Raw genomic sequence first — 26,818 nt, 5'->3', positions numbered from 1 at the left:
CACTCCACTGTGCCGCCCCAAGGTCTTCCACTTTGTGCCGCCGGAAGCCGAGTGTCCACTTGAGCGGGGTGAGACCCCGGTCACTCGACCCGCCCGCGTTTCGTCCTCTGGATGCGGTAGTTGCGCGCGCAAGGACCGCGTTCAGAGGACGAAACGCGTGGCGCTCAGCCCTTGTCGTCCTGCTTCAGTGCGGTGTCGATGGTCAGCGCCGAGGCGACCACCATCGACGCCAGCGGATCCCGCAGCGGCCGGTGGATCTCGACGACGTAGTTGTCCGCGGTGGTGAACGCGGCCTTCACGAAACCGCCCCAGGTCTTGGTGATCCGCGCGATCTCGACGTCGGCGTGGTCCTTGATCACGAAGTTCCACGCGCGCCAGTTCTCCGCGAAGATCCCGCCGACCTTCTGCCCGTCGACCAGGAAACCCAGCCGGATCTTGCCGAAGACGTTCTCCTGCACGATCTCCCCGATCGGGGAATCGTCGGCCTTCGTCACCAGGAAGCGGGATTTGAACACCTTCGCCGGCCGCGTCACCTTCAGCACCGTGCTGTGGTTCGCGTCGCGGATTTCGAAGCGGTGGGTCAGGAACTGGTCGTAGTTCGTGAGCAGCCGGATGGCCTTCTTGAACGTGCTCTGCCCGACCTGGACGACACCGCCGAGCCGGTTGCCGTTCTGGTCGAACACCCCGAACTCGTTCGACATCTCGATGAGCTTCGCGCGCTGGTTGACCACCAGCACGGGTTCGGAGAACAGGGTCCCGCCGCCGGTGGCCCCGCCGCCCCGGCCTTGGGTCCCCTTCGCCACCTGCGCCCGGATCTTGTCCGGGTCGTGCGCGCCTTCGATGTCCAGCTCGATCATCTCGGCGTCGTGGGAGGGCCGCGTGTCGGCCGTCCAGGCCTGTCCGTCCCACCACCGGTACATCCGGGAGTTCTGCTGGTCGGGATACCAGCCGGCGGGCTGTGGAGAGCTCGTCATGGCAGGTCAGCGTAATGCGCTCGGTGCCGTCACGGGCTTGCCGACGGCAATTGCGGCGAATGTCCGTGTCGTCGCGTGCCCCGCCGCCCCGCGCACTCGGACCAAGGGGAGAATCCGGGTGTGAACGAACGACCTTGGCCTCTAGGCGCGGCGACCGCGATCGGTTCCCTGCCCGGCACCGACCCGGTCGAGGCCGCTTCGATCGTGTTCGGTGAATTGCCCGAATTCCCCTGTCTGCCCGAACTTCCCGCGCGCGGTGTCGGCGCCGACATGATCGGCCGGACGGCGGCGCTGCTGGTCGACCTCGCCGTCGAAGTGGTGCCGAGCGGCTACCGGGTCACCGCCCGGCCCGGGCACGACCACCGCCGCGCCCTCGACCTGATGAGCTGGGACCTCGACGCCGTCCAGGAGGCGCGCGAGAAGGCGGGCGCCGCGCCGCCGGTGTTCAAGGCGCAGGTCGCGGGACCGTGGACGCTCGCCGCGAACGTCGAACTCCCGCGCGGGCACCGGATCCTCACCGACCGGGGCGCGCTGCGCGATTTCTCCGAGTCGCTGCTGGACGGTCTGGCCGCGCACGTCGCGGAGCTGAAGTCGAGGATCGGCGCGCCCGTGATGCTCCAGTTCGACGAGCCGGGGCTGCCCGCGGTCCTCGACGGCGATCTCCCGACGGCGTCGGGCTACGGCACGATCCCCGCCGTGCCCGCGCCCGAGGCCCGCGAACTGCTGTCGCGGGTGATCGAAGGGGCGGAACGCATCACCGGACAACCGGTCGCGGTGCACTGCTGCGCCGCGAAGCCGCCGATCTCGTTGCTGCGCGCGGCCGGGGCGAAAGCGATCGCCTTCGACTTCACCCTGTTGAAGGGCGCTTCGCCCGCGCTGCTCGATGAAATCGGCGAGACGCTGGACTCCGGCACGACGCTGATGCTCGGACTCGTCCCCACGACCGATCCCGGCGTGCCGGTGGAACTGCGTGACGTGGTCACGCCCGCGTTCAAACTCGTCGACCGGCTCGGCTTCCGCCGCGAGATCCTCGCCGAACGTGTCGTGCCGACGCCGGCGTGCGGTCTCGCGGGCGCCACCCCCGAGTGGATGCGCCGCGCGCTCACGCTCAGCCGGGAGTCCGGCAAGGCTTTCACCGAACCGCCTGAAGGCTGGTGACCGGCGAGGTAGCGTGCCCCTCATGCGTCTGTTCCGCCGTTCCCGCAAGTCCGAGGACGTTCCCGACCCCCGCACCGCCTGGCCGGAGCAGCCCGTCCCCGAGGACGCGGCCGCCGCGGCGGTGAAGTTCTGGGAGGCGTGGTTCGCGCTCCTGCCGGAGGTCAGCGCCGCGCTCGGCGACCGCGAACCGCACCGTGTGGAACACGACCTCTGCACCCTCGTCGAGGCGCTGCACCCCCGGCTGCACTTTTCCCTCGATCGTGGGCACCGCGCGATCTACTCGCTGGTGCTGACCGGTCAGGAGGATCCGGAGATCCGCCCGTACACCGACGCCTGGAAGGCCGCGGCGCCCGAGGAGGACGCCATCTGGGAGTACCACGACTCGGTGCCGCCGGTCCCCGATCCGAGTGAGGTCACCGTCAACCTCGGCGAGACCAGCATCGCGCTCGCGGACGTCCGGGTGACCGCGAAGGTGGACGAAGCGGCCGGACGGGTGGACGTCACCGTGTTCCATCCGCTGATCGGGGAACTCCGCCCGGAGACCCGGACGACCATGACCTTCCTGCCGCTGGACGCCACGCTGGGTGAGCGGGTCGCGGCCGAAAGGCTGGGCAAGGTCGAGCTGGTGACCGAGCCGCAGGACGGGCGATTGACGCTTCTGGAACTGCGCGAAGTGGTCGGCCGACTCGGCTCGCCGACGTCCGGAAATGTCGGTACCCCCGACTAGGGTTACCCCCGTGAGCAGCGAACTTCCCGAAAACCTCGAGTCCGCGCAGGACGTCACCGACGTGCCCGCCGCCGTCCGTGAAAGGCATGCCGAGCTGGCGGAGGAGATCCGCGGGCACCAGTTCCGGTACTACGTGCTGGATTCACCGATCGTGTCCGACGGCCAGTTCGACGAGCTGCTCAACGAACTCCAGGCCATCGAGGACGAGCACCCCGGGCTGGTGACCCCGGAGTCGCCGACGCAGAACGTCGGCGGCACGTTCTCGACCGAGTTCGTCGCGCACGACCACCTGGAGCGCATGCTCAGCCTGGACAACGTCTTCGACTCGGGAGAGTTCGAGACCTGGGTCGAGCGGGTCCAGAAGGAGATCGGCGCGACGAAGTACCTCGCCGAGCTGAAGATCGACGGGCTCGCGATCAACCTGCTGTACGAGAACGGCCGCCTGACCCGCGCGCTGACCAGGGGCGACGGCCGCACCGGCGAGGACGTCACGCTCAACGTCCGCACGCTGGAGCAGGTGCCGGACAGGCTGACCGGGACGGACGAGTTCCCGGTGCCCGCGCTGGTCGAGGTCCGCGGCGAGGTGTTCTTCCGCGTCGAGGACTTCCTGGCGCTCAACGCGAAGATGGTCGAGGCGGGCAAGGACCCGTACGCGAACCCGCGCAACACCGCCGCCGGATCGTTGCGGCAGAAGGATCCCAAGATCACGAAGTCTCGCAACCTGCGGCTGATCTGCCACGGGCTCGGCAAACGCGAGGGCTTCGAGCCGAAGCGCCAGTCCGAGGCGTACGACGCGCTCGCCGCGTGGGGCCTGCCGGTCTCGCCGCACAGCAAGGTGCTGGGTTCGGGCGGGGAACTGCTGGAGCACATCCGGTACTGGGGCGAGCACCGGCACGACGCCGAGCACGAGATCGACGGCGTCGTCATCAAGGTCGACGAGGTCGCCCTGCAGCGCCGTCTCGGCACGACCTCACGCGCGCCGCGCTGGGCGATCGCCTACAAGTACCCGCCGGAAGAGGCCATCACCACGCTGCTGGACATCCAGGTCAACGTCGGCCGCACCGGGCGGGTCACGCCGTTCGCGGTGATGGAGCCGGTGAAGGTGGCCGGGTCCACGGTCGCGATGGCGACCCTGCACAACCAGGAAGAGGTCAAACGCAAGGGTGTGCTGATCGGGGACAAGGTCGTCATCCGCAAGGCGGGCGATGTCATCCCCGAGGTGCTCGGCCCGGTCGCCGACGCGCGCACCGGTGAAGAGCGCGAGTTCGTCATGCCGTTGCGCTGCCCCAACTGCGACACCGAACTGGCGTACCAGAAGGAGGGCGACATCGACATCCGTTGCCCGAACGCGCAGTTCTGCCCGGCGCAGCGCCGGGAGCGGCTGTTCCACCTGGCGAGCCGGAACGTGTTCGACATCGAGGTCGTCGGGTACGAGGCCGCGGTGGCGCTGCTGGACGCCGGTGTCGTGCACGACGAAGGCGACATCTTCGACCTGGACGAGGAGAAGCTGCTCGAAGTCGAGCTGTTCCGCACCAAGGCCGGGGAGCTGTCGGCCAACGGGCGGAAACTGCTGGAGAACCTCGAAACCGTCAAGGATCGTCCACTGTGGAGGGTGCTCGTCGGCCTGTCGATCCGGCACGTCGGCCCGACGGCGGCGCAGGCGCTCGCGCGGGAATTCGGTTCGCTGGAACGGATCGAGAACGCCTCCGAAGAGGAACTCGCCGCCGTCGACGGGGTCGGCCCGACCATCGTGCGGGCCGCGAAGGAATGGTTCGAGGTCGACTGGCACCGCGAGATCGTCGAGAAGTGGCGCGCGGCGGGTGTCCGGATGGAAGAGGAACGCGACGAGTCCGTCCCGCGCAACCTCGAAGGCCTGTCGATCGTCGTCACCGGCTCGCTGAACGACTACTCCCGCGACGAGGCCAAGGAATTCATCATGGCCCGCGGCGGGAAGGCGGCCGGTTCGGTGTCGAAGAAGACGGCGTTCGTCGTCGTCGGCGACGCGCCGGGCACGAAGTACGACAAGGCCGTCCAGCTGAACGTGCCGGTGCTCGACGAGAACGGCTTCCGGGTGCTGCTGGAAAGCGGCCCCGAGGCCGCCGCGGAACTGGCGCTGCCGACAGAGGAGGAGAGCGGTGAGTGACCTGGAGATCCGGCCCGTCCGGACCGAGGAACTGAAGGCGGTCGGGGAGCTGACCCTGGCCGCGTACTCCGCGGACCGGACCCTCGTCGACGGCGTGGGTTACGCCACCGAACTCCTCGACGCCGCCAAGCGGGCGGAAGAGGCCGAACTCCTCGTCGCGGTGGACGGCGACGGCACCCTGGTCGGCACGGTCACCATCGCGCGGCCGGGGACGCCGTTCGCCGAGCTGTCACGCGAAGGCGAACTGGAGTTCCGGATGCTCGGCGTCGTTCCTGCGGCGACCGGCCGCGGCATCGGCGAGGCGCTGACCAGGGCGGTCATCGCGCGGGCGCGGGAACTCGGCGCGGACCGGGTGGTGCTGTGCAGCCTGGTCACCATGACGCGGGCGCACCGGCTGTACGAGCGGCTCGGCTTCGTACGGCTGCCCGAGCGGGACTGGGAGCCTCATCCGGATGTGACGCTGATCGCCTACCGCTTGGAGCTCACCTGAACCCTCTCCCGCCCGTGCAATGAAGGGGCCTTTCATAGCAAATTTTGCTATGAAAGGCCCCTTCATTGCACGCCCAGGGGCTCGCGAAGGAGCGAGGTCAGCTGTCCAGCACGACGGCGACGATCCCCGCGAAGTGCGCCAAACGCGCCACCTCCGCCGCCCGGAAGTTCGGCCCGCCCGGCCTGGCGACCAGCAGCGCCTTCCCCGGCTTCCCCAGTGGTGTGGCCGCGAGTTCGGTCCCCAGTTCCTTCCACGTCTCCGGGACCCAGGCCTCCTCGGCGTCCAGGATGGTGGCGCGTTCCAGCGGCAGCCACGGCAGGTCGGTGATCGGCGTCTCGGGCGCGGCGCTGGACGAAGCCAGCCGCAGCGCGCCGGCCTCCGAGTACTCGACGACGACGGCCCAGCCCGCCCGGATGATCCGCGGCACCCCTTCGGCGAGGATCTCCAGCCCCGAAGCGGGCTTCGCGGCGATCTCCTCGACCAGTTCGAGCTCACGATGGGTGTCCAGCACCCCGGCGTACGGGCGGACGGCGTCGACCTCGACGCCGTCGACGCTTTCGGCCGCGGTGATCAGCGCGTCCGGCAGCCTGCCGGAGGGGATTTCCACGACGAGGTCGTCGATGGCGAGACCGCCGCTTCGTTCGACCACGTCCACACTCAGGATGTCGGCGCCGACGGTGCCGAGCGCGGTGGCGACCGCGCCGAGGGTCCCCGGGGTGTCCGGTAATTGGACCCGGATCAGGAACGACACACGCGCCCCTCTCGCCTCAGGCGTTCCAGCCTCGCCGTGGAACGCGCTACGCCGGGCGCCGATTGTGACAGACCGGACGGTGTAATGGGGCCCGCCATCCGGCCTTCGGGATAACGAACCAGGCACTCCGCGGCCGGAGTGCCCTGGCGTAACCCAGTCGAGTCCGCCGACACCGCCACCATAGACTTGCAGCTTCCGACAGAACCCGCACAGCACACCCCGGGAGTCACCCGCGTGCCCAACATTTCCCGCGACGAGGTCGCGCACCTCGCCAAGCTGGCCAGGCTTGCCGTCACCGAAGAGGAGCTGGACGTCTTCGCAGGCCAGCTCGACCAGATCCTGGACTCGGTGGCCAAGGTGAGCGAGGTCGCAGGCGAGGACGTCCCGCCCACGTCGCACGCCGTGCCGCTGACCAACGTGTTCCGTGAGGACACGGTCCGACCGGGGCTGACCCAGCAGCAGGCGCTGGCCGGTGCGCCGGCCAGCGAAGAGGGTCGTTTCCGGGTGCCGCGGATTCTGGGAGAAGAGCAGTGAGCGAAATCGTCAAGCTGACCGCCGCCGAGCTGGCGGAGAAGATCCAGTCCCGTGAGGTCTCGGCCGTCGAGGTCACCCAGGCCCACCTGGACCGGATCGCCGAGGTCGACGAGCACATCCACGCGTTCCTGCACGTGGACACCGAGGGCGCGCTCGACGCCGCCCGCGCGGTGGACGCCGACGTCGCCGAGGGCAAGGCGCCGAAGTCGGCGCTCGCCGGGGTGCCGCTGGCGCTCAAGGACGTGCTGACCACCAAGGGCATCCCGACCACGGTCGGTTCGAAGACCCTGGAGAACTGGATCCCGCCGTACGACGCCACCGTGACGCGCAAGCTGCGCGAGGCCGGTGTCGTGGTGCTCGGCAAGACCAACATGGACGAGTTCGCGATGGGCTCCTCCACGGAGAACTCCGCGTTCGGCCCGACGCACAACCCGTGGGACCACGCCCGCATCCCGGGCGGTTCCGGCGGTGGCTCCTCGGCGTCCATCGCGGCGTTCGAGGCCGCGATCGCGATCGGCACCGACACCGGCGGCTCGATCCGCCAGCCCGGCGCGGTCACCGGCACCGTCGGCGTGAAGCCGACGTACGGCGGTGTCTCCCGCTACGGTCTCGTCGCCTTCTCGTCGTCGCTCGACCAGGCCGGTCCCTGCGCGCGGACGGTGCTCGACGCCGCCCTGCTGCACGAGGTCATCGCCGGGTACGACCCGATGGACTCGACCTCGATCGACGCGCCGGTTCCGCCCGTGGTCGCCGCGGCCCGCCAGGGCCTGACCGGGGACCTCAAGGGCGTCCGTGTCGGCGTCGTGAAGGAATTCGCCGGCGACGGCTACCAGCCGGGCGTGTTGCGGTCATTCGAGGCCGCCGTCGAGCAGCTGCGCGCGCTCGGCGCCGAGGTCGTCGAGGTCTCGTGCCCGAACTTCACCTACGCGCTGCCCGCGTACTACCTGATCGCGCCGAGCGAGTGCTCGTCGAACCTCGCCCGGTTCGACGCCATGCGCTACGGCCTGCGCGTGTCCGACGACGGCGCGCACAGCGCCGAAGAGGTCATGTCGCTGACCCGCGAGAAGGGCTTCGGTCCCGAGGTCAAGCGCCGCATCATGCTCGGCACGTACGCGCTGTCCTCGGGCTACTACGACGCGTACTACGGCTCGGCGCAGAAGGTCCGCACGCTCATCACGCGGGACTTCGAGGCCGCGTACGAGAAGGTGGACGTGCTGGTCTCGCCGACCACGCCGACCACCGCGTTCAAGATCGGCGAGCGCGTCGACGATCCGATGGCGATGTACCTGGCGGACCTCTGCACCATTCCGTCGAACCTCGCCGGCAACGCCGCGATGAGCGTCCCGAGTGGACTGTCGCACGAGGACGGCCTGCCGGTCGGCCTCCAGATCATGGCCCCCGCGATGGCCGACGACCGGCTGTACCGCGTCGGCGCCGCCTACGAGGTCGCGCGCGACGCCGCCAACGGCGGCTCGCTGGTGCACGAGGTTCCGGAGCTGGGAGGAAAGAAGTGACCGCCGTGGTTGAGTTGATGGACTACGCCGACGTCATCGAGCGGTTCGACCCGGTGCTGGGCCTCGAGGTGCACGTCGAGCTGAACACGAACACCAAGATGTTCTGCGGCTGCGCCAACGAGTTCGGCGGCGAGCCGAACACCAAGGTGTGCCCGACCTGTCTCGGTCTGCCCGGGGCGCTGCCCGTCGTGAACGCCAAGGCGATCGAAGGCGCGATCCGCATCGGGCTGGCGCTCAACTGCGAGATCGCCGAATGGTGCCGGTTCGCCCGGAAGAACTACTTCTACCCGGACATGCCGAAGAACTTCCAGACCTCGCAGTACGACGAGCCGATCGCCTTCAACGGCTACCTCGACGTGACGCTGGACGACGGCGAGGTCGTGCGCGTCGAGATCGAGCGCGCGCACATGGAGGAGGACACCGGCAAGTCGCTGCACGTCGGCGGCGCCACCGGCCGGATCCACGGCGCCGAGCACTCCCTGCTCGACTACAACCGCGCGGGCGTGCCGCTGATCGAGATCGTCACCAAGACGATCGAGCACACCGGCGGCCGCGCCCCCGAGGTCGCCCGCGCGTACGTGAGCGCCCTGCGGGATCTGCTCAGCGCGCTGGACGTCTCCGATGTCCGCATGGACCAGGGTTCCCTGCGCTGCGACGCGAACGTTTCGCTGATGGCCAAGGACGCGACCGAGTTCGGCACGCGCACCGAGACCAAGAACGTCAACTCGCTGCGCAGCGTCGAGCGCGCCGTGCGCTACGAGATGACCCGGCAGGCGGCGATCCTCGCCGAGGGCGGCTCGATCAAGCAGGAGACGCGGCACTTCCAGGAGGCCGACGGCACCACGTCGTCCGGCCGCACCAAGGAGACCGCCGAGGACTACCGGTACTTCCCGGAGCCCGACCTGGTCCCGATCGCGCCGTCGCGCGAGTGGGTCGAGGAGCTGCGCAAGACGCTGCCGGAGATGCCGTCGGAGCGCCGCAAGCGCATCCAGCGCGAGTGGAGCCTGACCGACGAGGCGCTGCGCGACCTGCTCAACGTCGGCGCGGTCGACCTGGTCGCCGCGACCGTCGAGGCGGGCGCGACGCCGGACGAGGCCCGCAGCTGGTGGGTCAACACGCTGGCGCAGGAGGCCAACTCCCGCGAGATCGAACTGGCGGAGCTGGCGATCACCCCGGCGCAGCTGGCCGAGGTCATCGCGCTGGTCAACGCCGGTGAGCTGACCAACAAGCTGGCCAAGGAGGTCGTGCAGGGCGTGCTCGCCGGCGAGGGTTCGCCCGCCGAGGTCGTCGAGAAGCGCGGCCTGAAGGTCGTCTCCGACGACTCCGCGCTCATCGCGGCGGTCGACGAGGCGCTGGCCGCGCAGCCGGACGTCGCCGAGAAGATCCGCGGCGGCAAGGTGGCCGCGGCCGGGGCGATCGTCGGCGCGGTCATGAAGGCCACCAAGGGCCAGGCCGACGCCAAGCGCGTGCGCGAACTGATCATCGAGCGAGTCGGTGCCTGATCTCGCTTTGAAGAAGGTCACCTGGCGTGAGTGGCTCGGCTTCGCGGCCGGGCTGCTCGCGCTGGTGGCCTTGTTCCTGCCGTGGACGAAGCTGACCGCGTCACGTCCGGAGATCGAGGACGTGCTGACGTCGTTGCCCGCTAACGACGTCACCCGGGACGCGTGGCACGCCGGGTTCCTCGCCTGGGCGCCGCTCTTCCTGGTGTTCCTGCCCGGCCTCGCCGTCGTGCTGTTCGGCCGCGTCGACGCCGTCCGCCGCGCGGGCCTGCCGCATCTGTGGCTGATGGCGGTCATCGGCGCGCTGCTGCTGATGGTGCTCGGCTGGACCACCCTCGACTGGCAGTTCGACGCCGACCAGCGCGGGATCTTCTCCGCCGCCGGCGTCGAGATCGGCGTGGGTCTCGGCCGCTATCTCGGCCTGGCCGCCGCTGTCGTCTCCGCCGTCGTCGCGTTCCTCGACGTCCGGCTCCTGCGCGCGGAAACCCGTACGCGCCGCTGAGCCCTCCTCGCGTTTAGTCCTCTGGATGCATGGGGGTTGCGTAAGAAAGCGCTTTCTGCCTACCGTATGAGTGCCTCATACGGACGGTGGAGGTCACGGGTGACGACCGGGAACCCCCTCCGGGCGGCCATCATCGGCACCGGAGGAATCGCCAAAAGCCATCTAGCCGCCTACGAAGCCCATCCGTCGGAAGTGACCGTGGTCGCCGCGGCGGACGTCGACGAAGCCAGGGTCGCCGAATACGACGAGATCACCGCGGCCGAGTCCGAGGGCGGGCCGTACGCGGGGTTCGTCTTCCAGCACCGGTTCGGCTCCGCGGCAGGGCATTTCCGCGAGCTGCTGGCCGCGGGGGAACTCGGGCGGCCGCTGGGCGCGCACTGCCAGACGACGTGGTTCCGCGACGCGGAGTACTACGCCGTCCCGTGGCGGGGTGACTGGGCGACCGAGGGCGGCGGACCCGCGATGGGCCAGGGAATCCACCAGATCGATCTCCTGCTGCACCTGCTCGGCGACTGGGCCGAGATCCGCGCGATGACCGGCGGGCTCGTGCACGACGTCCGCACCGACGACGTCTCGATGGCGTTGGCCCGCTTCGAATCCGGCGCGCTGGTGACGGTGGTCAACAGTGTGCTCTCGCCTGACGAGGTCAGCCGGATCCGCATCGACTGTTCGGCCGCGACGGTCGAACTGACCCATCTCTACGGCTATGAGAACGACGACTGGACCTACACGCCCGCGCCGCACGTGACCGGGAAATGGCGTGCGCCGTCGACGAACATCGCCAGTTCGCACACCGCTCAGCTGACCCGGGTCCTCGCCGCGATCAGGGCCGGGGAGCGTCCGCCGTGCAGCGGCGCCGAGGGACGGCGAGCACTCGAATTCATCGCCGCGCTGTACAAATCCGCGTTCACCGGACGCCCGGTCCACGCGGGTGAGATCACCGCCGGGGATCCCTTTTACGCAGCCATGAACGGGGCATCGTGAGCGCACCCATCACCGTCACCCACCGGTACGGCGAACGCGTGACCGTCGAGGCCGGCGGCGTCGAACTTCTGTCCTATGTGTACAAACCCGATCCCGCCGCTTTCGAGTCGCGCAAGCCGTACACGCATCCGCTGCGGACACTGGCCGGACGTCAGGTCAGCGCCTACCGGCCGTCGGATCACCGCTGGCACAAGGGACTCCAGATGACGTCGAGTCATCTGTCCGGCCAGAACTTCTGGGGCGGCTGGACCTACGTGCCCGGCGAGTGGTACCAGGACCTGCCCGATCTCGTCGGTTCGATGCGGCACGACGGCTTCGAGGAGTTCGCCGTCGAGGACGAAAGCCTTGCCTTGGGCGAGAAACTGACCTGGGTCGAGAACGGCGGCGGGGAATGGGCGCGCGAACGGCGTGACCTCGTCGTCCATTCCGTGGCACCGGACGACGGCAGCTGGGCCCTCGACTGGGCGATCACCCTGACCAACATCCGCGACGAGCCACTGGAATTCGGTAGCCCGACGACGGCGGGACGCGAGATGGCGGGCTACACCGGGCTGCACTGGCGCGGGCCCCGCGAGTTCAGAGGCGGCGAAATCCTCGGCCCCGGCGGGATGGGCGGCGAGGAGATGATGGGGAGCCAGGCGCCGTGGCTGGCGTTCGTCGGCGAACACGACGAGGTCGACGCGAAGTCGAAGCTGGTCTTCGTGCACGCGCCGGAGAACGAGCACGCGATCCACGAGTCGCATTGGTTCGTCCGGTCGCACGACATCCCGACGGTGGCGTTCTCGTGGGCGTTCTTCGACGAGTTCACGCTGCCGCCCGGCGAGAGTTTCCACTACCGCTACCGCGTGGTGGTCGCGGACGGCGCCTGGGACCGCGACCGCGTCGAGCATTACCTGAAGACCCATGGATTCTGAGGAGGTCCCCGTGTTCCCGTTGCCGGGTGGCATCGGTCTTTCCCATCTGTGCGCCTACGAATGGGAGGCGGCGGACGGGGTGTGCGGCGGCAGCCCGCATCTGCACCTCGCCTGCACCGAGGCCTACGTGGTCACCGGCGGCCGCGGCGCGGTGCAGACGCTCGACGCCGGCGGCTACCGGGAGACCGGCCTCGAAGCCGGGGTCGTCGCGTGGTTCGCCCCCGGCACGGTCCACCGGATGGTGCAGCGCGACGACCTGCGGATCACCGTGCTCATGCAGAACAGCGGCCTGCCCGAGGCCGGTGACGCGGTCTTCACCTTCCCGCCGCCGGTCCTCGCCGACCCGGACGCGTACGCCGAGGCCGCCGCGATGCCCGACGGCGACGACGCGGCCCGCCGCCGCCGCGATCTCGCGATCGAGGGCTACCTGCCGATCCGGGACGCGCTCGTCTCGGGGGACCCCGGTCCGCTGCGGGACTTCCACCGCGCCGCCGCCGCGCTGGTCGCGCCGAAGATCGACGCCTGGTTCCCGCGCTGGCGATCCGGTGCGCTGGCCGCCGCCGAGCTGACCGGGGAACACCTGAAGGCACTGGCGAACGGCGACGCGAGTCATCTCGGACAGTCCGGTGTCCGTGTCCTTCGTCCGTCCAAAGAGGACGGCTACGGGATGTGCGGGAGGCGGACGGAGTACGACCTCGACGGGTGACCGGCCCAGCCCTCTCCCCGCTAGTCCTTGCCGCCCCCGCCGCCACCGATCGACGGCGAGATGATGACCACGCGGTCGTCGCTCGACACCGGCGTGCCGCCGTCCTTGTTGACGGTGCCCGCCAAGGCCAGCTGAGGGTTGATCATGCTCATCGAGGCCAGGCGCCCGAAGGTCTTCGGCGGCTTCCCGGTCTTCCCGTCCAGGCTGACGTTGGGCTTGCCGGTCACCGCGCCGTCCGGGGTGACCGGCAGGTTCTGCAGATTCCCCGCTGTCGACGTCGTCACGTACACGTAGCCGACGGCGTCGACGAAGTCCGCGCAGCCCGCAACGCCGGGCTTGTCGGTCCAGCTCCACGCCGGGGTGCTCAGCGGCTGGCCCGCGCGAAGCCGGTACAGGACGTCCTTGTCGCCCACCCGGTCCGTCAGCCACAGGCGCGAACCGGCCTGGTCACGGCACATCCCGCCGGGGGAGTGCACGCCGCTCGCAAAGACCGCCGAACTCGCCGTGGGGTTGCCCGGCGCCGGTTTGCCGGAGGTGTCGATGCGCAGCACCTTCCCGGCGAGCGACGCGGGGTCGGCCGCCAGTCCGGGGTTGCCCGCGTCGCCGGTGGCGACCAGGAGCGCGCCCTTCGCGTCGGTGCCGATCGCGCCGCGGTTGCCGGTGGCGCCCTTGGGGATGCCGGTCAGCACCGGTTTCGGCGCCTGCCCCTTCGCCAGCCGGACGACCCGGTTGTCGGTCGGCGTGGTGATGTAGGCGAAGACCAGCTGGTCCTCGGCGAAGCCGGGGGAAAGAGCGAGCGAGGTGAGACCGCCGTCTCGGGAGCCGTCCACCGGGATGGTGGCCCAGTCGGCGGGATCCTTCCCCGCGGCGGCGAGCATGATCCGGCCGCTCTTGCGTTCGCCCGCGAGCGCGCTGGGCGAGCTGCCGTCGCCGGGGATCGCGGCCACGGCGGCGACGGTGTCCAGACAGGTCGCGATGACGGCCTTGTCGAAGTCCTTGCAGCCCTGCGGCGGCGGGACCGGCGTCTGCGACTGGTTCGGTCCGTTCCCTCGGCCCGGGCCACCGGGGCCGGAATCACCCGCGTCACCGCCGGGCCCGACCTGCGGCGGGACCTCGGGGGACGGCGGATTGACCGGGGTGAACTTCTGCCCGGCGGCCGTGTTGTCGAAGTCGGCGCAGCCGGAGAGCATCAGCGCACCGCAGGCCAGCATGGCCAGCGGCGCGGTCCATTTCCGCCGGTACCGGGTACGCACGGGATCAAGCCTAGGTGGGCATACGTGAGCCGCGGGTAAGAGCCTATCGATACCGTGGCGATCATGACGGTGACCGTGCTCGTACCCGACGAAGAGGGAGTGACCGCGCTTTCGGAGATCGAGGGCGTGCGTCCGGTGGTGTACCGCCGCGGGGAGCCAGTGCCCGCCGAGGCCGCTCAGGCCGAGGTCCTCGTGACCGGTGACCAGCCCAGCGAAGAACTCTGGCGCGAACTGCCGAACGTCAAACTCGTGCAGCTGCTGGTGGCGGGGGCCGAGGACTGGGTCGGCAAGGTGCCGGACGGTGTCCTGCTCTCCACCTGCCGCGGCGCGCACGGCGGCAGCTCGGCCGAATGGGTGGTCGCGGTCCTGCTGACGATCTACCGCGGTCTCGGCGGTTTCGCCGACCACCACCGGCGGAAGCACTGGGAACGCCGGATCACCGACACCCTCCAGGGCAAGAAGGCCCTCATCATCGGCGCGGGCGACCTCGGCAGGCATCTGCGCCGCCGGCTGGAGACGTTCGACGTGCGCTGCACGATGGTGGGCGTGACCGCCCGCGAGGGCGTCCACGGCGGCGACGAACTTCCCGTCCTGCTGCCCGAACACGACATCGCGGTGCTGATGGTGCCGCTGACCCAGCACACCCGGGGAATGGTCGACGCGGAGTTCCTGGCCGCGATGCCGGACGACGCGATCCTGGTCAACGTCTCCCGCGGTCCGGTCGTGGTCACCGACGCGCTCGTCGCGGAACTCGCGTCGGGACGGCTGCGCGCCGCGCTCGACGTCACCGATCCCGAACCGCTGCCCAGCGGGCATCCGCTGTGGGACGTGCCGGGACTGCTGCTGACACCGCACGTCGCGGGCGCGGTGAGCGGACGGCGGCAGCGCGCCTACGCGGTGGCGGTCCGGGAGCTGAGCCACTACCTGAGCGGGGAACTGCCGCAGAACCTCGTCCACGGCGAATACTGAGCGGCATGGCGACTCTTCACGTCGGCTGCGCGATGTGGACGCACAAGGCGTGGGCCGGGCGGTTCCTGCCGCGGTCGGCGCCCGCCGGTGAGCGCTTGAAGGCGTACGCCGGGTGGTGCAACGCGGTCGAGGGCAACACCACCTTCTACGCGACACCCGCGCGGGACACCGTCGCGACGTGGGCGAAGCAGACCGGGCCCGGCTTCCGGTTCGTGGTCAAACTGCCCAAGGTCGTCACGCACGAGCGGCGGCTCGCCGGTGTCGAGACCGAGATGCGGGCGTTCCTGGACGCGATCGAACCCCTCGGCGACCGGGCGGTGCTCTGGACCCAGCTGCCCGGCTCGTTCGGCCCGCCGGACGTCGAGGCCCTCGGCCGCTTCCTGCGGCGGCTCCCCGCCGGCCTCCGGCGCGCGGTGGAGGTGCGCCACCCCGAGTTCTACACCGGCACCCGTTCGACGTCGCTGCTGGAGAGCGCCCTCACCGGCGCGGAAGCCGAGTGGGTGCCATTCGACACCACGGTCTTCTTCGGGAGCCCGCCGGTCAGCGAGGCCGAGCAGGACGCCTGGGCCAAGAAACCCCGGTTGCCGCGGCGGACGCGGGCGCTGACCGACCGGCCGATCGTCCGGTACCTGGGCCGGGACTCGGTCGAGGAGACCGTCGAAGGGTGGCGGCCGTGGACCGAGGTGGTCGCCGGATGGCTGCGTGAGGGCCGGTCGCCGACGGTCTTCGTGCACACCCCCGACAACGACGACGCGCCGGAGCTCGCCCGCCGGTTCCACGACGACGTGCGTGCCCTGGTGCCCGGCCTCGACCCGCTGCCCGAGCCCGAACCGGTCGAACCCGCGACACTGTTCTGAGCCGCTTCGGCGGTTCAGTCGCCTGACGGGCGCGTTTCGCCTACCCTTCGCGCGTGAGCGATGACTACCAGACCAGCATGATCTCGGACGTGGCCGACGCCGACAGCGGCCCCGGCCCGGCGGAGACCCGGGGCGGGATCGATCTCGGTCTGCTCGTCCTGCGAGTGGTGCTCGGCGTGACGATGGGCGCGCACGGGCTCCAGCACCTCTTCGGTGCCTTCGGCGGGCCCGGGGTCGGCGGCTTCGCCAGGGTGCTCGGCAGCCTCGGCTACACCAGCCAGACCACGCTGCTTTCGTGGATCACCGGGATCAGCGAGGTGCTCGGCGGCGCGCTCGTCCTGGTGGGCCTGTTCACCCCGGTCGGTGCCGCGGCGCTGCTCGGGGTCTGCGCGAACATCGTGTACGTGAAGTTCGGCGGCGGGTTCTTCCAGAAGGACGGGCAGGGTTTCGAGTTCGAACTCCTGCTGGGCGCGGCCTCGCTGACCGTGCTGCTCGCGGGCTCCGGGCGGCTCGCGCTGGACGTCAACACCCCGTGGCGGAAGCGGCCGCTTTCGTTCGGGCTGATCGGGCTGCTGCTGGCCGCGGCGGCTTCGGTCGTCGTGATCGTCCTGTGCCGCTAGCCCCCCGCAACGACCGCGTTTAGTCGACTGAATGCGCTCGTTCCGCCCACCTGGAGTGAGCGAAGGGCGCATTCAGTCGACTAAATGCATGCTTGTGGCGGGGGTTTACTTGTTCGGGTCCCGCACCGCGCCGGTGTCGGCCGAAGTCGCCATCCGCGCGTAAGCCCGCAAAGCCGCCGTGATGGGCCGTTCCCGCGAGACCGGCTGCCAGGGCCGCTCGCTCGCCTCCATCTTCGCGCGCCGCTCGGCCAGCACGTCCGCGTCGACGAGCAGTTCGAGACGGCGCTCGTGGACGTCGAGCAGGATCCGGTCGCCGTTCTGGACCAGGCCGATCGTCCCGCCCGCGGCGGCCTCGGGCGAGATGTGCCCGACCGAGATGCCCGACGAGCCGCCGGAGAACCGGCCGTCGGTGATCAGCGCGCACTTCTTGCCGAGACCCGAGCCCTTGAGGAACGCCGTCGGGTGCAGCATCTCCTGCATCCCCGGGCCGCCCGCCGGGCCTTCGTAGCGGATCACCAGCACCTCACCGGGCTGGATCTCCTTCTTGAGGATGGCCGAAACCGCCTCCTCCTGGCTTTCCAGCACCCGAGCCGGGCCCTCGAAGTGCCAGAGTTCCTCGTCGATGCCCGCCGACTTGATGACGGCGCCGTTCTCGGCGAGGTTGCCGCGCAGGATCGCGAGCCCGCCGTCCTTGGTGTAGGCGTGCTCGACGTCGTGGATGCAGCCGCCGGAGGCATCGGTGTCCAAAGAGGACCAGCGGTTCTCGGTGGAGAACGCCTTCGTGGTCCGGACCCCGCCCGGCGCGGCGTGGAACAGTTCGATCGCCCGCTCCGACGGCTCCTTCGCGCGTATGTCCCAAGTGGACAGCCACGACTCCAGATCCGGCGAGTGCACGGAGTGGACGTCGGTGTTCAGCAGCCCGCCGCGGTACAGCTCGCCGAGGATGGCCGGGATCCCGCCGGCGCGGTGGACGTCCTCCATGTGGTAGTCCGAGTTCGGCGCGACCTTCGACAGGCACGGCACGCGGCGGCCGATGGCGTCGATGTCGTCGATGGTGAAGTCGACCTCGCCCTCCTGCGCGGCGGCGAGGATGTGCAGCACGGTGTTGGTCGAACCGCCCATCGCCATGTCGAGGGCCATCGCGTTCTCGAAAGCCTTCTTCGACGCGATCGAGCGCGGGAGCACGGACTCGTCGTCCTGTTCGTACCAGCGCTCGCACAGTTCGACGACCGTGCGCCCGGCGTCCTCGAACAGCGCCCTGCGGGCGGCGTGCGTGGCCAGGGTGGAGCCGTTGCCCGGCAGGGACAGCCCGAGCGCCTCGGTGAGGCAGTTCATCGAGTTCGCGGTGAACATGCCCGAGCACGACCCGCAGGTCGGACAGGCCGAGCGCTCCACAATGGACAGGCCGTCTTCGTCGACCTCGCTGCTGGCCGACGCGGCGATCGCGGTGATCAGGTCGGTCGGCGCCTGCGCGACCCCGCCGACGACCACGGCCTTCCCGGCCTCCATCGGCCCGCCGGAGACGAACACCACCGGGATGTTCAGCCGCATGGCGGCGTTCAGCATGCCCGGGGTGATCTTGTCGCAGTTGGAGATGCAGACCAGCGCGTCGGCCTGGTGCGCGTTCACCATGTACTCGACCGAGTCGGCGATGATCTCCCGCGAGGGCAGCGAGTACAGCATTCCGCTGTGCCCCATGGCGATCCCGTCGTCGACGGCGATCGTGTGGAACTCGCGGGCGACCCCGCCCGCCTCCTTCACCGCGTCCGCGACGATCTCGCCGAGATCCTTGAGGTGCACGTGCCCCGGCACGAACTGGGTGTAGGAGTTCGCGATGGCGACGATCGGCTTGCCGAAGTCGCTGTCGGTCATTCCCGTGGCGCGCCAGAGCGAGCGGGCGCCCGCCGCGTTGCGGCCGTGGGTGGTGGTCCGGGAACGGAGTTGAGGCACGGCTGACTCCAAGGTTCGGGATGGGGACCAGGGCCTTGCCGGGCAAACCGGCGCCAAACTGGTCCTACCAATCCTACTCCCCGGAGGTCGGCCCGGATTCCTCGGTCTTCTCCGGCGCCTTCTCCTCGACCTTGTCGATGTCGTCCGTCAGCCCGGAGGGATCGGCCATGTGGCCCGCGCTGACCAGCGAGATCACCGGAAGGTGGCGGGTGCGCACGGCGGGGAGGGCGATCTTGGACTCGTCCTTCAGCACCGCCTGCACCTTCGCCTTGTCGGTGATGGCGAGGCCCTTGAGGGAGGTCCACGGCAGGTCCCGCCGCCCGAACATCGTGCGGACTTCCAGGCCCTGGGACGTCGCCGTCGTGCGGGTCCGGATGACGAACACGGCCAGCGCGATCGGGAAGAGGTAGAGCCACTGGAGATACGGCACGTCGCCGAACGCGACAGGCGTCACACAAACGACGAGGAAAGCGATCGCCAGCAACGCCGTGTTCGGGATCTTGAAGACGGCCTTGCGGTCCTCGTTCGCCTGTTCCGACTGCTTTTCTTCTGCCACGTCAAAGATGGTGCACCGCCGCCTTCCGGGCCTCGAACGCGGGTCGCGTCACGTGCCGAAGGTGTCCAGCATGCGGAATCGCCGTCCCGCAGAGTTGACACTCTTGACGGCGACCGACTAGCTTCACTCTCGTGACAACGCAGACCGGCCTCGTACTTCCCAAGCGCGTCGACGCTTAGGGAACTCTCCGCTGCGTCGACGCGCGACCCTCGTGCGACCACTCCGGTCGGCGGGGGTTTTTTGTTGCCTGGAACAATTTCACTACCCAGCCAGCCAATGAATACCCGAACGAGTGACTAGACAAGACGAGGCAGACAAGCGATGACTAGTGCCACCTCGCGAGCAGAAGCGAACACCCCTGGAGCTCGTCCCAAGCCGGCGCCGCCGGCCGGGACCCCGGTGCGGGTCACGGGCGCGCAGTCGCTCGTCCGCTCGCTCGAGGCGGTGGGCGCGGAAGTCGTGTTCGGTATTCCCGGCGGCACCATTCTCCCGGCCTACGACCCGTTGCTCGACTCGACGAAGGTCCGCCACGTCCTGGTCCGTCACGAGCAGGGCGCCGGCCACGCCGCCACCGGGTACGCGCAGGCGACCGGCAAGGTCGGTGTGTGCATGGCCACGTCGGGCCCCGGCGCGACCAACCTGGTCACCCCGCTGGCCGACGCGAACATGGACTCGGTCCCGGTGGTCGCCATCACCGGTCAGCAGTCCCGCGCGCTGATCGGCACGGACGCCTTCCAGGAAGCCGACATCTGCGGCATCACGATGCCGATCACCAAGCACAACTTCCTCGTCACCGACCCGGCGGACATCCCGCGCACCATCGCGGAGGCCTTCCACCTCGCCTCGACCGGCCGTCCCGGCCCGGTCCTGGTGGACATCCCCAAAGACGTCCTGCAGGAGATGACCTCCTTCTCCTGGCCGACGGAACTGCGGCTGCCGGGGTACCGGCCCACGCTGCGACCGCACGGCAAACAGGTCCGCGAAGCCGCGCGGCTGATCAGCAAGTCGCGGCGCCCGGTCCTCTACGTCGGCGGTGGCGTGGTCAAGGCCGACGCCTCGCGCCAGCTGATGGAACTGGCCGAGCTGACCGGGATCCCGGTCGTCACCACGCTGATGGCCCGCGGCGCGTTCCCCGACTCGCACCCGCAGCACCTCGGCATGCCGGGGATGCACGGTTCGGTCGCCGCGGTCGCCGCGATGCAGCGGTCGGATCTGCTGATCGCCCTCGGCGCCCGTTTCGACGACCGCGTCACCGGGCAGCTGTCCTCGTTCGCGCCGGACGCCGCGATCGTCCACGCCGACATCGACCCGGCCGAGATCTCCAAGAACCGCAAGGCGGACGTGCCGATCGTCGGCGACTGCGCGGAGATCATCACCGAGCTCATCGAGGCCGTCCGCGCCGAGACCGACAAGTCCGCGAAGCCGGACCTGAAGGACTGGTGGACGCAGGCGAGCGCCTGGCGCGACGACTACCCGGCCGGGTACGAGTGGCCCGAGGACGGGACGCTGTCCCCGCAGTACGTGATCGAGCGCATCGGTTCGCTCGTCGGCCCGGACGCGGTCTACACCGCGGGCGTCGGCCAGCACCAGATGTGGGCCGCGCAGTTCGTGAAGTACGAGAACCCGCGCACCTGGATCAACTCCGGCGGCCTCGGCACGATGGGCTTCGCCGTCCCCGCCGCGATGGGCGCCAAGTTCGGCGTGCCGGACAAGCAGGTCTGGGCCATCGACGGCGACGGCTGTTTCCAGATGACGAACCAGGAACTGGCCACCTGCGCCATCGAAGGCGCGCCGATCAAGGTCGCCGTCATCAACAACGGCAACCTGGGCATGGTCCGCCAATGGCAGAACCTCTTCTACTCGGAGCGGTACTCCAACACCGATCTCGGTACCCACAAGCACCGCATCCCCGACTTCACCCTCCTCGCGGAGGCGCTCGGCTGCGCCGGGCTCCGCTGTGAGACCAAGGAAGACGTCGACGCCACCATCCGGCGCGCCATGGAGATCAACGACCGCCCCGTCGTGATCGATTTCGTGGTGGGGAAGGATGCCCAGGTGTGGCCCATGGTGGCCGCGGGCACCGGTAACGACGAAATCATGGCCGTGCGCGGGATCCGTCCGCTCTTCGACGACGACGAGGTCGCCGCCGAGGCCGAGATCAACGCCGCGGCAGAAGGAGACGCCCGATGAGCGTGCACACCCTGAGCGTTCTGGTCGAGAACAAGCCCGGTGTCCTCGCGCGGGTTTCCGGACTGTTCTCCCGGCGTGGTTTCAACATCGAATCCCTCGCCGTCGGGCCCACGGAGAATCCCGAGGTGTCCCGGATGACGATCGTGGTCGCCGTCGAAGAGCTACCGCTCGAACAGGTGACCAAACAGCTCAACAAGCTGGTCAACGTCATCAAGATCGTGGAACTGGAAAAGTCCACAGCCGTGCAGCGCGAACTGCTGCTCGTCAAGGTCCGGGCCGACAACACCGTGCGCAGCCAGGTCCTGGAGACGGTGCAGCTCTTCCGCGCGAAAGTGGTGGACGTGTCGCCGGAGGCGCTCACCGTCGAAGCCACCGGCACCTCGGACAAGATCGGTGCCCTGCTCCGGATGCTGGAGCCCTATGGCATCCGCGAACTGGTCCAGTCCGGAATGGTCGCGGTCGGCCGGGGATCGCGGTCCATCACCGCCACCTCCGCCCGCTAAGAATCTTTGTTCGTAAGTCAGGAAAGGAAGTAGTACCCCTCATGGCAGTGGAAATCTTTTACGACGACGACGCGGACCTTTCGATCATCCAGGGTCGCAAGGTCGCCGTGATCGGCTACGGCAGCCAGGGTCACGCGCACTCGCTGAGCCTGCGCGACTCCGGCGTCGATGTCCGCATCGGGCTGCCCGAGGGCTCGAAGTCGCGGGCCAAGGCCGAGGAACAGGGTCTCCGCGTGCTCACGCCTGCCGAGGCCAGCGCCGAAGCCGACCTGATCATGATCCTCGCGCCGGACACGAAGCAGCGCTTCATCTACGAGCAGGACATCGCGCCGAACCTCAAGGACGGCGACGCCCTGTTCTTCGGTCACGGCTTCAACATCCGCTACGACCTGATCAAGCCGCCGTCGAACGTCGACGTCGCCATGGTCGCCCCGAAGGGCCCTGGCCACCTGGTCCGCCGCCAGTTCGTCGACGGCAAGGGCGTCCCGGCGCTCATCGCGGTCGAGCAGGACGCCTCCGGCAACGCGCAGGCGCTTGCGCTCTCCTACGCGGCCGCCATCGGTGGCGCCCGCGCCGGTGTCATCAAGACGACCTTCACCGAGGAGACCGAGACCGACCTCTTCGGCGAGCAGGCCGTCCTCTGCGGTGGCGCCTCCGCGCTGGTGCAGACCGGTTTCGAGGTGCTCACCGAGGCCGGTTACGCCCCGGAGATCGCCTACTTCGAGGTGCTGCACGAGCTGAAGCTGATCGTCGACCTCATGTACGAGGGCGGCATCGCGCGTCAGCGCTACTCGATCTCCGACACCGCCGAGTACGGCGACCTGACCCGCGGCCCGCGCGTCATCTCGCCGGCGGTCAAGGAAGAGATGAAGAAGATCCTCGGCGAGATCCAGGACGGCACCTTCGCCCGCGAATGGGTCGCCGAGGACGAGGCCGGGCGGCCGAAGTTCAACGAGCTCGAGAAGAAGGGTGACGAGCACCCGATCGAGGCGACCGGCAAGAAGCTGCGCGACCTGATGTCGTGGGTGGACCGGCCGATCACCGAGACCGCCTGATTTTGGGCTGAAGGGGCCCTTCACCGCATCCGATGCGGTGAAGGGCCCCTTCGCTGCGTCTGATGAGGGCAAAGTCCCCTTCAGCTTGCGCGCCGGAAAGCGATAGCGTGGGCACCATGAGTGAGCAGCCGGTGGACGACAAGGCCCACATCCGGCATGAACTGGACCTGAGCGACGCGAAGTGGATCCGGGCGGAACCGGACGGCGCGAACCTCGAAGACTGCGTCGAGTACGCGATGGTGCCGCACACCGACGGCGTCACCTACACCGCGATGCGCCAGGCGTCGCTCCCGGACGGCGACGTCCTCGTGTTCACGCCGTCGGAATGGGACGCCTTCGTGAAAGGCGTGCAGGACGGCGAATTCGACCTGCCCGGTTAGACGCCGTCCTGGACCCGGGCGACCAGTTCGTCGAGTCGTCCGGTGGCGGCCGCGATGGCGAGATGGTCGGCGTAGTCGCGGGATTCGACGATCAGCCCGTCGCGTACGCGCAGCACGAAGATGTTGGAGAGCCGGAACTCCGGGCTGTCCCCGGCCGTGCCCTGGTAGTTGAACTCGCCGATCACGACCTCGGGGTCGAGGGTCTCGTGGATCACCAGGTCCCGGACCTGGAACCGGACCTTGCCCCGCTCGCCGAACTTGAAGTGCTCACGCAGGTCCTCCCGGGTCTTCAAGGTGTCTGCTCCGGGCAGGAACGGGTGCGTGACATGGGTTTCCTCGGCGTAGAGCTCCGGCAGCCCGGCCCAATCGCCGTCCGCGACGCCATGGACGAGCCGCTCGAAGACGCCGCGCGGGCTCTTCGGATCGGCCGTCAACGCGGGGCGCGGCGGAACCGGCGTGAGCTCGCGCTCCGCGGTGTCGTAACTCTTCTTCAGGTCCTCCAAGCCATCGCGCGCCGCGGTGAGGCGCAGGTAGTCGTGGTAGTCGCGTGAGTGGGCGATGAGCCCGTCGCGCACCCGGAGGAGCTGGATGTTGGCGATGTCGAAGGACTTCCCGGAGTCCAGCGCCTCGCCGACGTTGCGGTACTCGGCGATGATCACCTCCGGGTCGGTCGTCCCGTGAATCAGGACGTCCGCCCTGCTCATGCGCACGTTGAAGCCTCCGCCGAAGTTCTTGCGGAGCGTCTCGCGGCCCTCGAAGCGGGCCGGGACGGGCGGGCGCTGCGGGTTTTCGACGACGGCGTCTTCCGCGTAGAGGTCGAAGAGTGCTTCCCAGTTCCGGGCGGTTACGCGCTCGGAAAGCGTGGCGAAGACGTCGTGGGGTGTGGTCATGAAGGTCTCCCAGTCAGACAAGAAACGGAGTCTGTAGTCCGTCTTTGAAGATACGGACTACAGACTCCACTTGTCCACCGGTAGGCGATGGAGAGTGTTGCTGACAGGCCTGGGTCGCCTGTTCTCGAGGAGAGCGGTCAGGACGAGTGGCAGGCGGGCCCAGTTTGGCGGGTGAACCCCGGCTGTGATGTCCGCAGTCGGTAGTCGGTGAGTTCATCAGTGTCGAGATTGTGGGAGAAATTCGCGCTTGATCACTCTTGTCGTGTCGATCACCTGCGCGCCGTGGGTCTTCGCGATCTGGGCTGCGAGACGCCAAACGCCGCGTGGATCAGAATCTCGCTAGAGAAAGAGTCGAGTTAGGGTGCATAAGGGCGTTCAAGGCGTGCCCTGCATTAGAAACTAGGAGCACTAGAGATGCTGCGAAGAGTGCGCGATCTATTACTAAGCGCGTTCGGCCAGCTGCTCGCCTGGTTCTGCCATGATGCTGAACCTGTCGCGACCGGTGTCGGTCCAAAATCTGCCGATATTCGCTAGATATTGTCGGCCTTGGGCCGTAGCATGTTCTCATGCTTATGCTGGGTTCCCGCCTTCTTCGAGACTTAAATATCAAAGAGGCAGTGTTAAGCGAGTCGATCTGGAAGTCGGACCTGGTTCCAACTCCGTTGGTGAACGATTTTGCAAGCGATGAGCCTGACTTTGTTTCTGACTTTGTTTCGGAGATTGGTCAGGCTGGAATCGACTTGTCTCAGATGAGTGAGATATCGGCGAGTAAGTGGCGGTATGGAAGAAGGCCAGTTGCGCTACTTCCCTTGGTTGAACGAGTGCTATATCGTGCGGTAGTTAGTTATCTTGATGCTGATTTGACACCAGTTAATAGAACGGCCGATCATTACGACCAGTTTCTCAAGGCGCCACTCGTGGATTCGGCATCGCGGTTCATAGTCTCGACCGACTTGGCTAACTTCCACAGTTCGATACCAACCGATCGAATCGCGCAAGAACTTGTTCAAGTCACCGGACGCTGGGAAGCAGTTGAGTGGTTAAGGCGATTCTATCTAGGTATTTCGGGTGGTCGTAATGGTATTCCCCACGGTAGTCCGCCAAGTACTCGAGTCGCGGAGGTTTATGCAAGCGAGCTTCATCGAAGGCTACTGCTTCGTGGATTAAGTGTTTGGCGATATGCGGACGACTTTCGGATCGGTGCCGCCAGTGCGATCGATTGCGTGGTGGCGCTTGATATATTTGATGAAGAGGCAAGGTCGCTCGGCTTATTTGTAAATGAACGTAAGACGTTCTATGTAGGTCGTGATCGATATGAGGGCATTGTCAATGCGCCAGCTGAACGCCTTCAGGAGATATCTGGCGAAGTGGAAGAAGACCTTACTTTACTTGGCTACGAGGACGGCGCCCTGACTGCTGACGCATCCGACGTTTCTTCGGATGTGGCAATAAAAATACTCGAATATTGGAAGTTTGAGCGAAAGGAAGCTGATAAGGTTGACGTAGGTAAAGAGATTGAAATAATCAGATTAGTGAAGCTTGCCTTCGATGTTTTGCAGGGCGAGAATGACTCCTCTGGATTGACTTTTTGTCACGATGTTCTTCGGTGGGAGCCTCAGGTAACTCCCGCTGTTGCGAGCTACATGCTGTCGCAGGCCGGATTGTATCCTGGAAAAGTGCAAGATGTGATACTGAAAGCGACTGCGAGTTTGCCTTTGACAAAGTGGCAAAATCTTTGGCTGCTACATGTGGTGGCGGAGGGCGGTAATATTCCGAGGAATTATCCTGAAAGTTTTCATGAGTGGCTAATAGGCGAGACTAGAAACTCTCTTGAGATAAACCGATCAGAGGCAGTTTGGGCGTTGGCTCGGAATAGTGACTTGGGCGTTGACTTGTGGAACAATGTGAGCTTGCGAGCGACCCGGCTGGGTCACCCGTATCTTGCGGCCGCTTTTAACGGAATTTTACCGGCGGCTCCCAGGTCGCTTCGGCCGACCAGTGCTCTTGATCGGAAAATCGTGGAATGGGTGGAGGAGAATTCTCTGATATGCCCTTTTTGAGTGAGAGTGCGGACCGGGCTACTCGGGAGATCATGCTCGTTGCTGCGGAGTGGGAGAGAAGCTTTGGCGGTCAACTTGCAGGTGTAGGTTTACAAGGCGCCTCAGTCGGCGGGGCAACCTTGAATCTGACGCTAGCGTCGCTAACGCAAATTAGTCGATGCGTGAGTGCGGTCGAGGTATTTACTTTCGACAGGGTTATGGAATGCATAGATTCTCGGGTTTTGCACGTCGCCAATCCGATCCTTGATTCGCTTTACAAGGATAAGAAGAAATCAATCGACGGATCTTGGGATTCAATCAGAAAAGCTGCAGTAAACTGGCTTGAGATCGATTTTCTGAAGATAGGGGTCTATCAAAAAATTGAAGGGTATGTAGAGGTGCGAAACGCGACTTTGCATGCTGCTGGAAAGATTACGAGGAGACAGAGAGGCAACTTAGCTGCGGTAATAAAAAAGATGAATTTAGTTGGAGTTAAGGTCTTCGGTGACCGATTGGCGGTAAAAGATGGATGCGTAAGGGAATGTGCTATTTGTTGCCGAGATTTCGTAAGAGAATTAGATCGCTTACTTAAGAGTGAATTTGTGTTTTAATGGACCGGATTTCGCGTAATTGAAGTCGTAATGTAATTTGGTTAATTTG

The 26,818-nt window shown here is 67.4% G+C and carries 26 protein-coding genes; 20 read left to right on the top strand and 6 right to left on the bottom strand.

Going from position 1 to position 26,818, the window contains the following annotated elements:
• Window positions 1–164: 164 nt before the first annotated feature.
• Window positions 165–974, bottom strand: a complete 810-nt coding sequence (locus IE302_RS13460) for an LURP-one-related family protein (protein WP_191254864.1) — start codon at window positions 972–974, stop codon at window positions 165–167.
• A 120-nt stretch (window positions 975–1,094) separates the two neighbouring features.
• Here IE302_RS13460 and IE302_RS13455 point away from each other — a divergent pair, with 120 nt between their 5' ends.
• The 4 genes from IE302_RS13455 to IE302_RS13440 are packed head-to-tail and all read left to right on the top strand — an operon-like array spanning window position 1,095 to window position 5,492.
• The gene (locus tag IE302_RS13455; RefSeq protein WP_191254863.1) at window positions 1,095–2,132 is read left to right on the top strand and encodes a methionine synthase; all 1,038 of its coding nucleotides are present in this window, start codon (window positions 1,095–1,097) and stop codon (window positions 2,130–2,132) included.
• Between the two features lie 22 nt (window positions 2,133–2,154).
• Entirely contained in the window at window positions 2,155–2,859 is a 705-nt protein-coding gene (locus IE302_RS13450; RefSeq protein WP_191254862.1) for a hypothetical protein, read from the top strand.
• A 10-nt stretch (window positions 2,860–2,869) separates the two neighbouring features.
• The gene (gene ligA / locus IE302_RS13445; RefSeq protein ID WP_191254861.1) at window positions 2,870–5,002 is read left to right on the top strand and encodes an NAD-dependent DNA ligase LigA; all 2,133 of its coding nucleotides are present in this window, start codon (window positions 2,870–2,872) and stop codon (window positions 5,000–5,002) included.
• Complete coding sequence (locus IE302_RS13440) at window positions 4,995–5,492, top strand: GNAT family N-acetyltransferase (protein ID WP_191254860.1); 498 nt, start codon at window positions 4,995–4,997, stop codon at window positions 5,490–5,492. The genes ligA and IE302_RS13440 overlap by 8 nt, the downstream gene beginning before the upstream one ends.
• A 97-nt stretch (window positions 5,493–5,589) precedes the next feature.
• Here IE302_RS13440 and IE302_RS13435 read toward each other — a convergent pair whose 3' ends face one another.
• Window positions 5,590–6,243: an ACT domain-containing protein gene (locus tag IE302_RS13435; protein WP_191254859.1), complete on the bottom strand. Its 654-nt coding sequence runs from the start codon at window positions 6,241–6,243 to the stop codon at window positions 5,590–5,592.
• A 234-nt stretch (window positions 6,244–6,477) separates the two neighbouring features.
• On the opposite strand from IE302_RS13435, the gene gatC reads away from it, so the two are divergent.
• The 7 genes from gatC to IE302_RS13400 all read left to right on the top strand — a co-directional run bounded on the left by gatC (window position 6,478) and on the right by IE302_RS13400 (window position 12,896).
• The gene (gatC, locus tag IE302_RS13430; protein WP_005162012.1) at window positions 6,478–6,777 is read left to right on the top strand and encodes an Asp-tRNA(Asn)/Glu-tRNA(Gln) amidotransferase subunit GatC; all 300 of its coding nucleotides are present in this window, start codon (window positions 6,478–6,480) and stop codon (window positions 6,775–6,777) included.
• The gene (gene gatA, locus IE302_RS13425; RefSeq protein ID WP_191254858.1) at window positions 6,774–8,291 is read left to right on the top strand and encodes an Asp-tRNA(Asn)/Glu-tRNA(Gln) amidotransferase subunit GatA; all 1,518 of its coding nucleotides are present in this window, start codon (window positions 6,774–6,776) and stop codon (window positions 8,289–8,291) included. Before gatC ends, gatA begins: the two co-directional genes overlap by 4 nt.
• Window positions 8,288–9,793 carry an Asp-tRNA(Asn)/Glu-tRNA(Gln) amidotransferase subunit GatB gene (gene gatB / locus IE302_RS13420; protein ID WP_191254857.1) on the top strand — a complete coding sequence of 502 codons (1,506 nt, stop codon included), beginning with the start codon at window positions 8,288–8,290 and terminating at the stop codon, window positions 9,791–9,793. The genes gatA and gatB overlap by 4 nt, the downstream gene beginning before the upstream one ends.
• Complete coding sequence (locus IE302_RS13415) at window positions 9,786–10,292, top strand: hypothetical protein (RefSeq protein WP_191254856.1); 507 nt, start codon at window positions 9,786–9,788, stop codon at window positions 10,290–10,292. The genes gatB and IE302_RS13415 overlap by 8 nt, the downstream gene beginning before the upstream one ends.
• A 99-nt stretch (window positions 10,293–10,391) precedes the next feature.
• The gene (locus tag IE302_RS13410) at window positions 10,392–11,276 is read left to right on the top strand and encodes a Gfo/Idh/MocA family protein (RefSeq protein WP_229907754.1); all 885 of its coding nucleotides are present in this window, start codon (window positions 10,392–10,394) and stop codon (window positions 11,274–11,276) included.
• Window positions 11,273–12,190 (top strand): DUF6807 domain-containing protein, encoded by a 918-nt coding sequence (locus IE302_RS13405; RefSeq protein ID WP_191254854.1) that lies wholly within the window; start codon window positions 11,273–11,275, stop codon window positions 12,188–12,190. Before IE302_RS13410 ends, IE302_RS13405 begins: the two co-directional genes overlap by 4 nt.
• Window positions 12,180–12,896, top strand: a complete 717-nt coding sequence (locus tag IE302_RS13400) for a cupin domain-containing protein (RefSeq protein ID WP_191254853.1) — start codon at window positions 12,180–12,182, stop codon at window positions 12,894–12,896. The genes IE302_RS13405 and IE302_RS13400 overlap by 11 nt, the downstream gene beginning before the upstream one ends.
• A 20-nt stretch (window positions 12,897–12,916) precedes the next feature.
• Here the strand turns inward: IE302_RS13400 and IE302_RS13395 are convergent, their stop codons facing one another.
• Window positions 12,917–14,149: a PQQ-dependent sugar dehydrogenase gene (locus IE302_RS13395; protein ID WP_191254852.1), complete on the bottom strand. Its 1,233-nt coding sequence runs from the start codon at window positions 14,147–14,149 to the stop codon at window positions 12,917–12,919.
• Window positions 14,150–14,212: 63 nt separating this feature from the next.
• Between IE302_RS13395 and IE302_RS13390 the strand changes: the two genes are divergently transcribed.
• The 3 genes from IE302_RS13390 (at window position 14,213) to IE302_RS13380 (ending at window position 16,595) form a co-directional block, all read left to right on the top strand.
• Window positions 14,213–15,118 carry a 2-hydroxyacid dehydrogenase gene (locus IE302_RS13390; RefSeq protein WP_191254851.1) on the top strand — a complete coding sequence of 302 codons (906 nt, stop codon included), beginning with the start codon at window positions 14,213–14,215 and terminating at the stop codon, window positions 15,116–15,118.
• Window positions 15,119–15,123: 5 nt separating this feature from the next.
• Window positions 15,124–15,975 carry a DUF72 domain-containing protein gene (locus IE302_RS13385; protein ID WP_494492183.1) on the top strand — a complete coding sequence of 284 codons (852 nt, stop codon included), beginning with the start codon at window positions 15,124–15,126 and terminating at the stop codon, window positions 15,973–15,975.
• Window positions 15,976–16,052: 77 nt separating this feature from the next.
• The gene (locus IE302_RS13380; RefSeq protein ID WP_191255586.1) at window positions 16,053–16,595 is read left to right on the top strand and encodes a DoxX family protein; all 543 of its coding nucleotides are present in this window, start codon (window positions 16,053–16,055) and stop codon (window positions 16,593–16,595) included.
• A gap of 105 nt (window positions 16,596–16,700) precedes the next feature.
• Here the strand turns inward: IE302_RS13380 and ilvD are convergent, their stop codons facing one another.
• Both ilvD and IE302_RS13370 read right to left on the bottom strand, forming a co-directional pair.
• Window positions 16,701–18,545 (bottom strand): dihydroxy-acid dehydratase, encoded by a 1,845-nt coding sequence (ilvD, locus tag IE302_RS13375; protein WP_191254850.1) that lies wholly within the window; start codon window positions 18,543–18,545, stop codon window positions 16,701–16,703.
• A gap of 73 nt (window positions 18,546–18,618) precedes the next feature.
• The gene (locus tag IE302_RS13370) at window positions 18,619–19,101 is read right to left on the bottom strand and encodes a PH domain-containing protein (RefSeq protein ID WP_191254849.1); all 483 of its coding nucleotides are present in this window, start codon (window positions 19,099–19,101) and stop codon (window positions 18,619–18,621) included.
• A gap of 321 nt (window positions 19,102–19,422) precedes the next feature.
• On the opposite strand from IE302_RS13370, the gene IE302_RS13365 reads away from it, so the two are divergent.
• From IE302_RS13365 to IE302_RS13350, 4 genes are all read left to right on the top strand, one after another.
• Window positions 19,423–21,291 carry an acetolactate synthase large subunit gene (locus IE302_RS13365; RefSeq protein WP_039919045.1) on the top strand — a complete coding sequence of 623 codons (1,869 nt, stop codon included), beginning with the start codon at window positions 19,423–19,425 and terminating at the stop codon, window positions 21,289–21,291.
• Entirely contained in the window at window positions 21,288–21,794 is a 507-nt protein-coding gene (ilvN, locus tag IE302_RS13360) for an acetolactate synthase small subunit (protein ID WP_005162051.1), read from the top strand. Before IE302_RS13365 ends, ilvN begins: the two co-directional genes overlap by 4 nt.
• Window positions 21,795–21,835: 41 nt before the next feature.
• Window positions 21,836–22,849: a ketol-acid reductoisomerase gene (ilvC, locus tag IE302_RS13355; protein WP_005162052.1), complete on the top strand. Its 1,014-nt coding sequence runs from the start codon at window positions 21,836–21,838 to the stop codon at window positions 22,847–22,849.
• 116 nt (window positions 22,850–22,965) lie between these two features.
• Window positions 22,966–23,229: a DUF397 domain-containing protein gene (locus IE302_RS13350; RefSeq protein WP_191254848.1), complete on the top strand. Its 264-nt coding sequence runs from the start codon at window positions 22,966–22,968 to the stop codon at window positions 23,227–23,229.
• Here the strand turns inward: IE302_RS13350 and IE302_RS13345 are convergent.
• Window positions 23,226–24,119: a nuclear transport factor 2 family protein gene (locus tag IE302_RS13345; RefSeq protein ID WP_191254847.1), complete on the bottom strand. Its 894-nt coding sequence runs from the start codon at window positions 24,117–24,119 to the stop codon at window positions 23,226–23,228. The two genes, IE302_RS13350 and IE302_RS13345, sit on opposite strands and share 4 nt — an antisense overlap.
• Before the next feature lie 566 nt (window positions 24,120–24,685).
• Here IE302_RS13345 and IE302_RS13340 point away from each other — a divergent pair.
• Together IE302_RS13340 and IE302_RS13335 are read left to right on the top strand one after the other, a co-directional pair.
• Window positions 24,686–26,179 carry a reverse transcriptase domain-containing protein gene (locus IE302_RS13340; protein WP_191254846.1) on the top strand — a complete coding sequence of 498 codons (1,494 nt, stop codon included), beginning with the start codon at window positions 24,686–24,688 and terminating at the stop codon, window positions 26,177–26,179.
• Window positions 26,143–26,769, top strand: a complete 627-nt coding sequence (locus IE302_RS13335) for a hypothetical protein (protein ID WP_191254845.1) — start codon at window positions 26,143–26,145, stop codon at window positions 26,767–26,769. The genes IE302_RS13340 and IE302_RS13335 overlap by 37 nt, the downstream gene beginning before the upstream one ends.
• Window positions 26,770–26,818 lie beyond the last annotated feature (49 nt).

Origin of the sequence: Amycolatopsis oliviviridis, from assembly GCF_014654365.1 — a bacterium.
GTDB classification, from domain to species: domain Bacteria; phylum Actinomycetota; class Actinomycetes; order Mycobacteriales; family Pseudonocardiaceae; genus Amycolatopsis; species Amycolatopsis oliviviridis.
This window is presented reverse-complemented; position numbering and strand designations above follow the sequence as displayed.

Excerpts from the sequence above, each read along its gene's own strand:
- IE302_RS13460 (WP_191254864.1), bottom strand. The coding sequence starts at position 974 with ATGACGAGCTCTCCACAGCCCGCCGGCTGGTATCCCGACCAGCAGAAC.
- IE302_RS13345 (WP_191254847.1), bottom strand. The coding sequence starts at position 24,119 with ATGACCACACCCCACGACGTCTTCGCCACGCTTTCCGAGCGCGTAACC.
- ilvN (WP_005162051.1), top strand. The coding sequence starts at position 21,288 with ATGAGCGTGCACACCCTGAGCGTTCTGGTCGAGAACAAGCCCGGTGTC.
- ilvC (WP_005162052.1), top strand. The coding sequence starts at position 21,836 with ATGGCAGTGGAAATCTTTTACGACGACGACGCGGACCTTTCGATCATC.
- IE302_RS13390 (WP_191254851.1), top strand. The coding sequence starts at position 14,213 with ATGACGGTGACCGTGCTCGTACCCGACGAAGAGGGAGTGACCGCGCTT.
- IE302_RS13385 (WP_494492183.1), top strand. The coding sequence starts at position 15,124 with ATGGCGACTCTTCACGTCGGCTGCGCGATGTGGACGCACAAGGCGTGG.
- IE302_RS13340 (WP_191254846.1), top strand. The coding sequence starts at position 24,686 with ATGCTTATGCTGGGTTCCCGCCTTCTTCGAGACTTAAATATCAAAGAG.
- IE302_RS13365 (WP_039919045.1), top strand. The coding sequence starts at position 19,423 with ATGACTAGTGCCACCTCGCGAGCAGAAGCGAACACCCCTGGAGCTCGT.
- IE302_RS13350 (WP_191254848.1), top strand. The coding sequence starts at position 22,966 with ATGAGTGAGCAGCCGGTGGACGACAAGGCCCACATCCGGCATGAACTG.
- IE302_RS13400 (WP_191254853.1), top strand. The coding sequence starts at position 12,180 with ATGGATTCTGAGGAGGTCCCCGTGTTCCCGTTGCCGGGTGGCATCGGT.
- IE302_RS13335 (WP_191254845.1), top strand. The coding sequence starts at position 26,143 with ATGGGTGGAGGAGAATTCTCTGATATGCCCTTTTTGAGTGAGAGTGCG.
- IE302_RS13450 (WP_191254862.1), top strand. The coding sequence starts at position 2,155 with ATGCGTCTGTTCCGCCGTTCCCGCAAGTCCGAGGACGTTCCCGACCCC.
- IE302_RS13380 (WP_191255586.1), top strand. The coding sequence starts at position 16,053 with ATGATCTCGGACGTGGCCGACGCCGACAGCGGCCCCGGCCCGGCGGAG.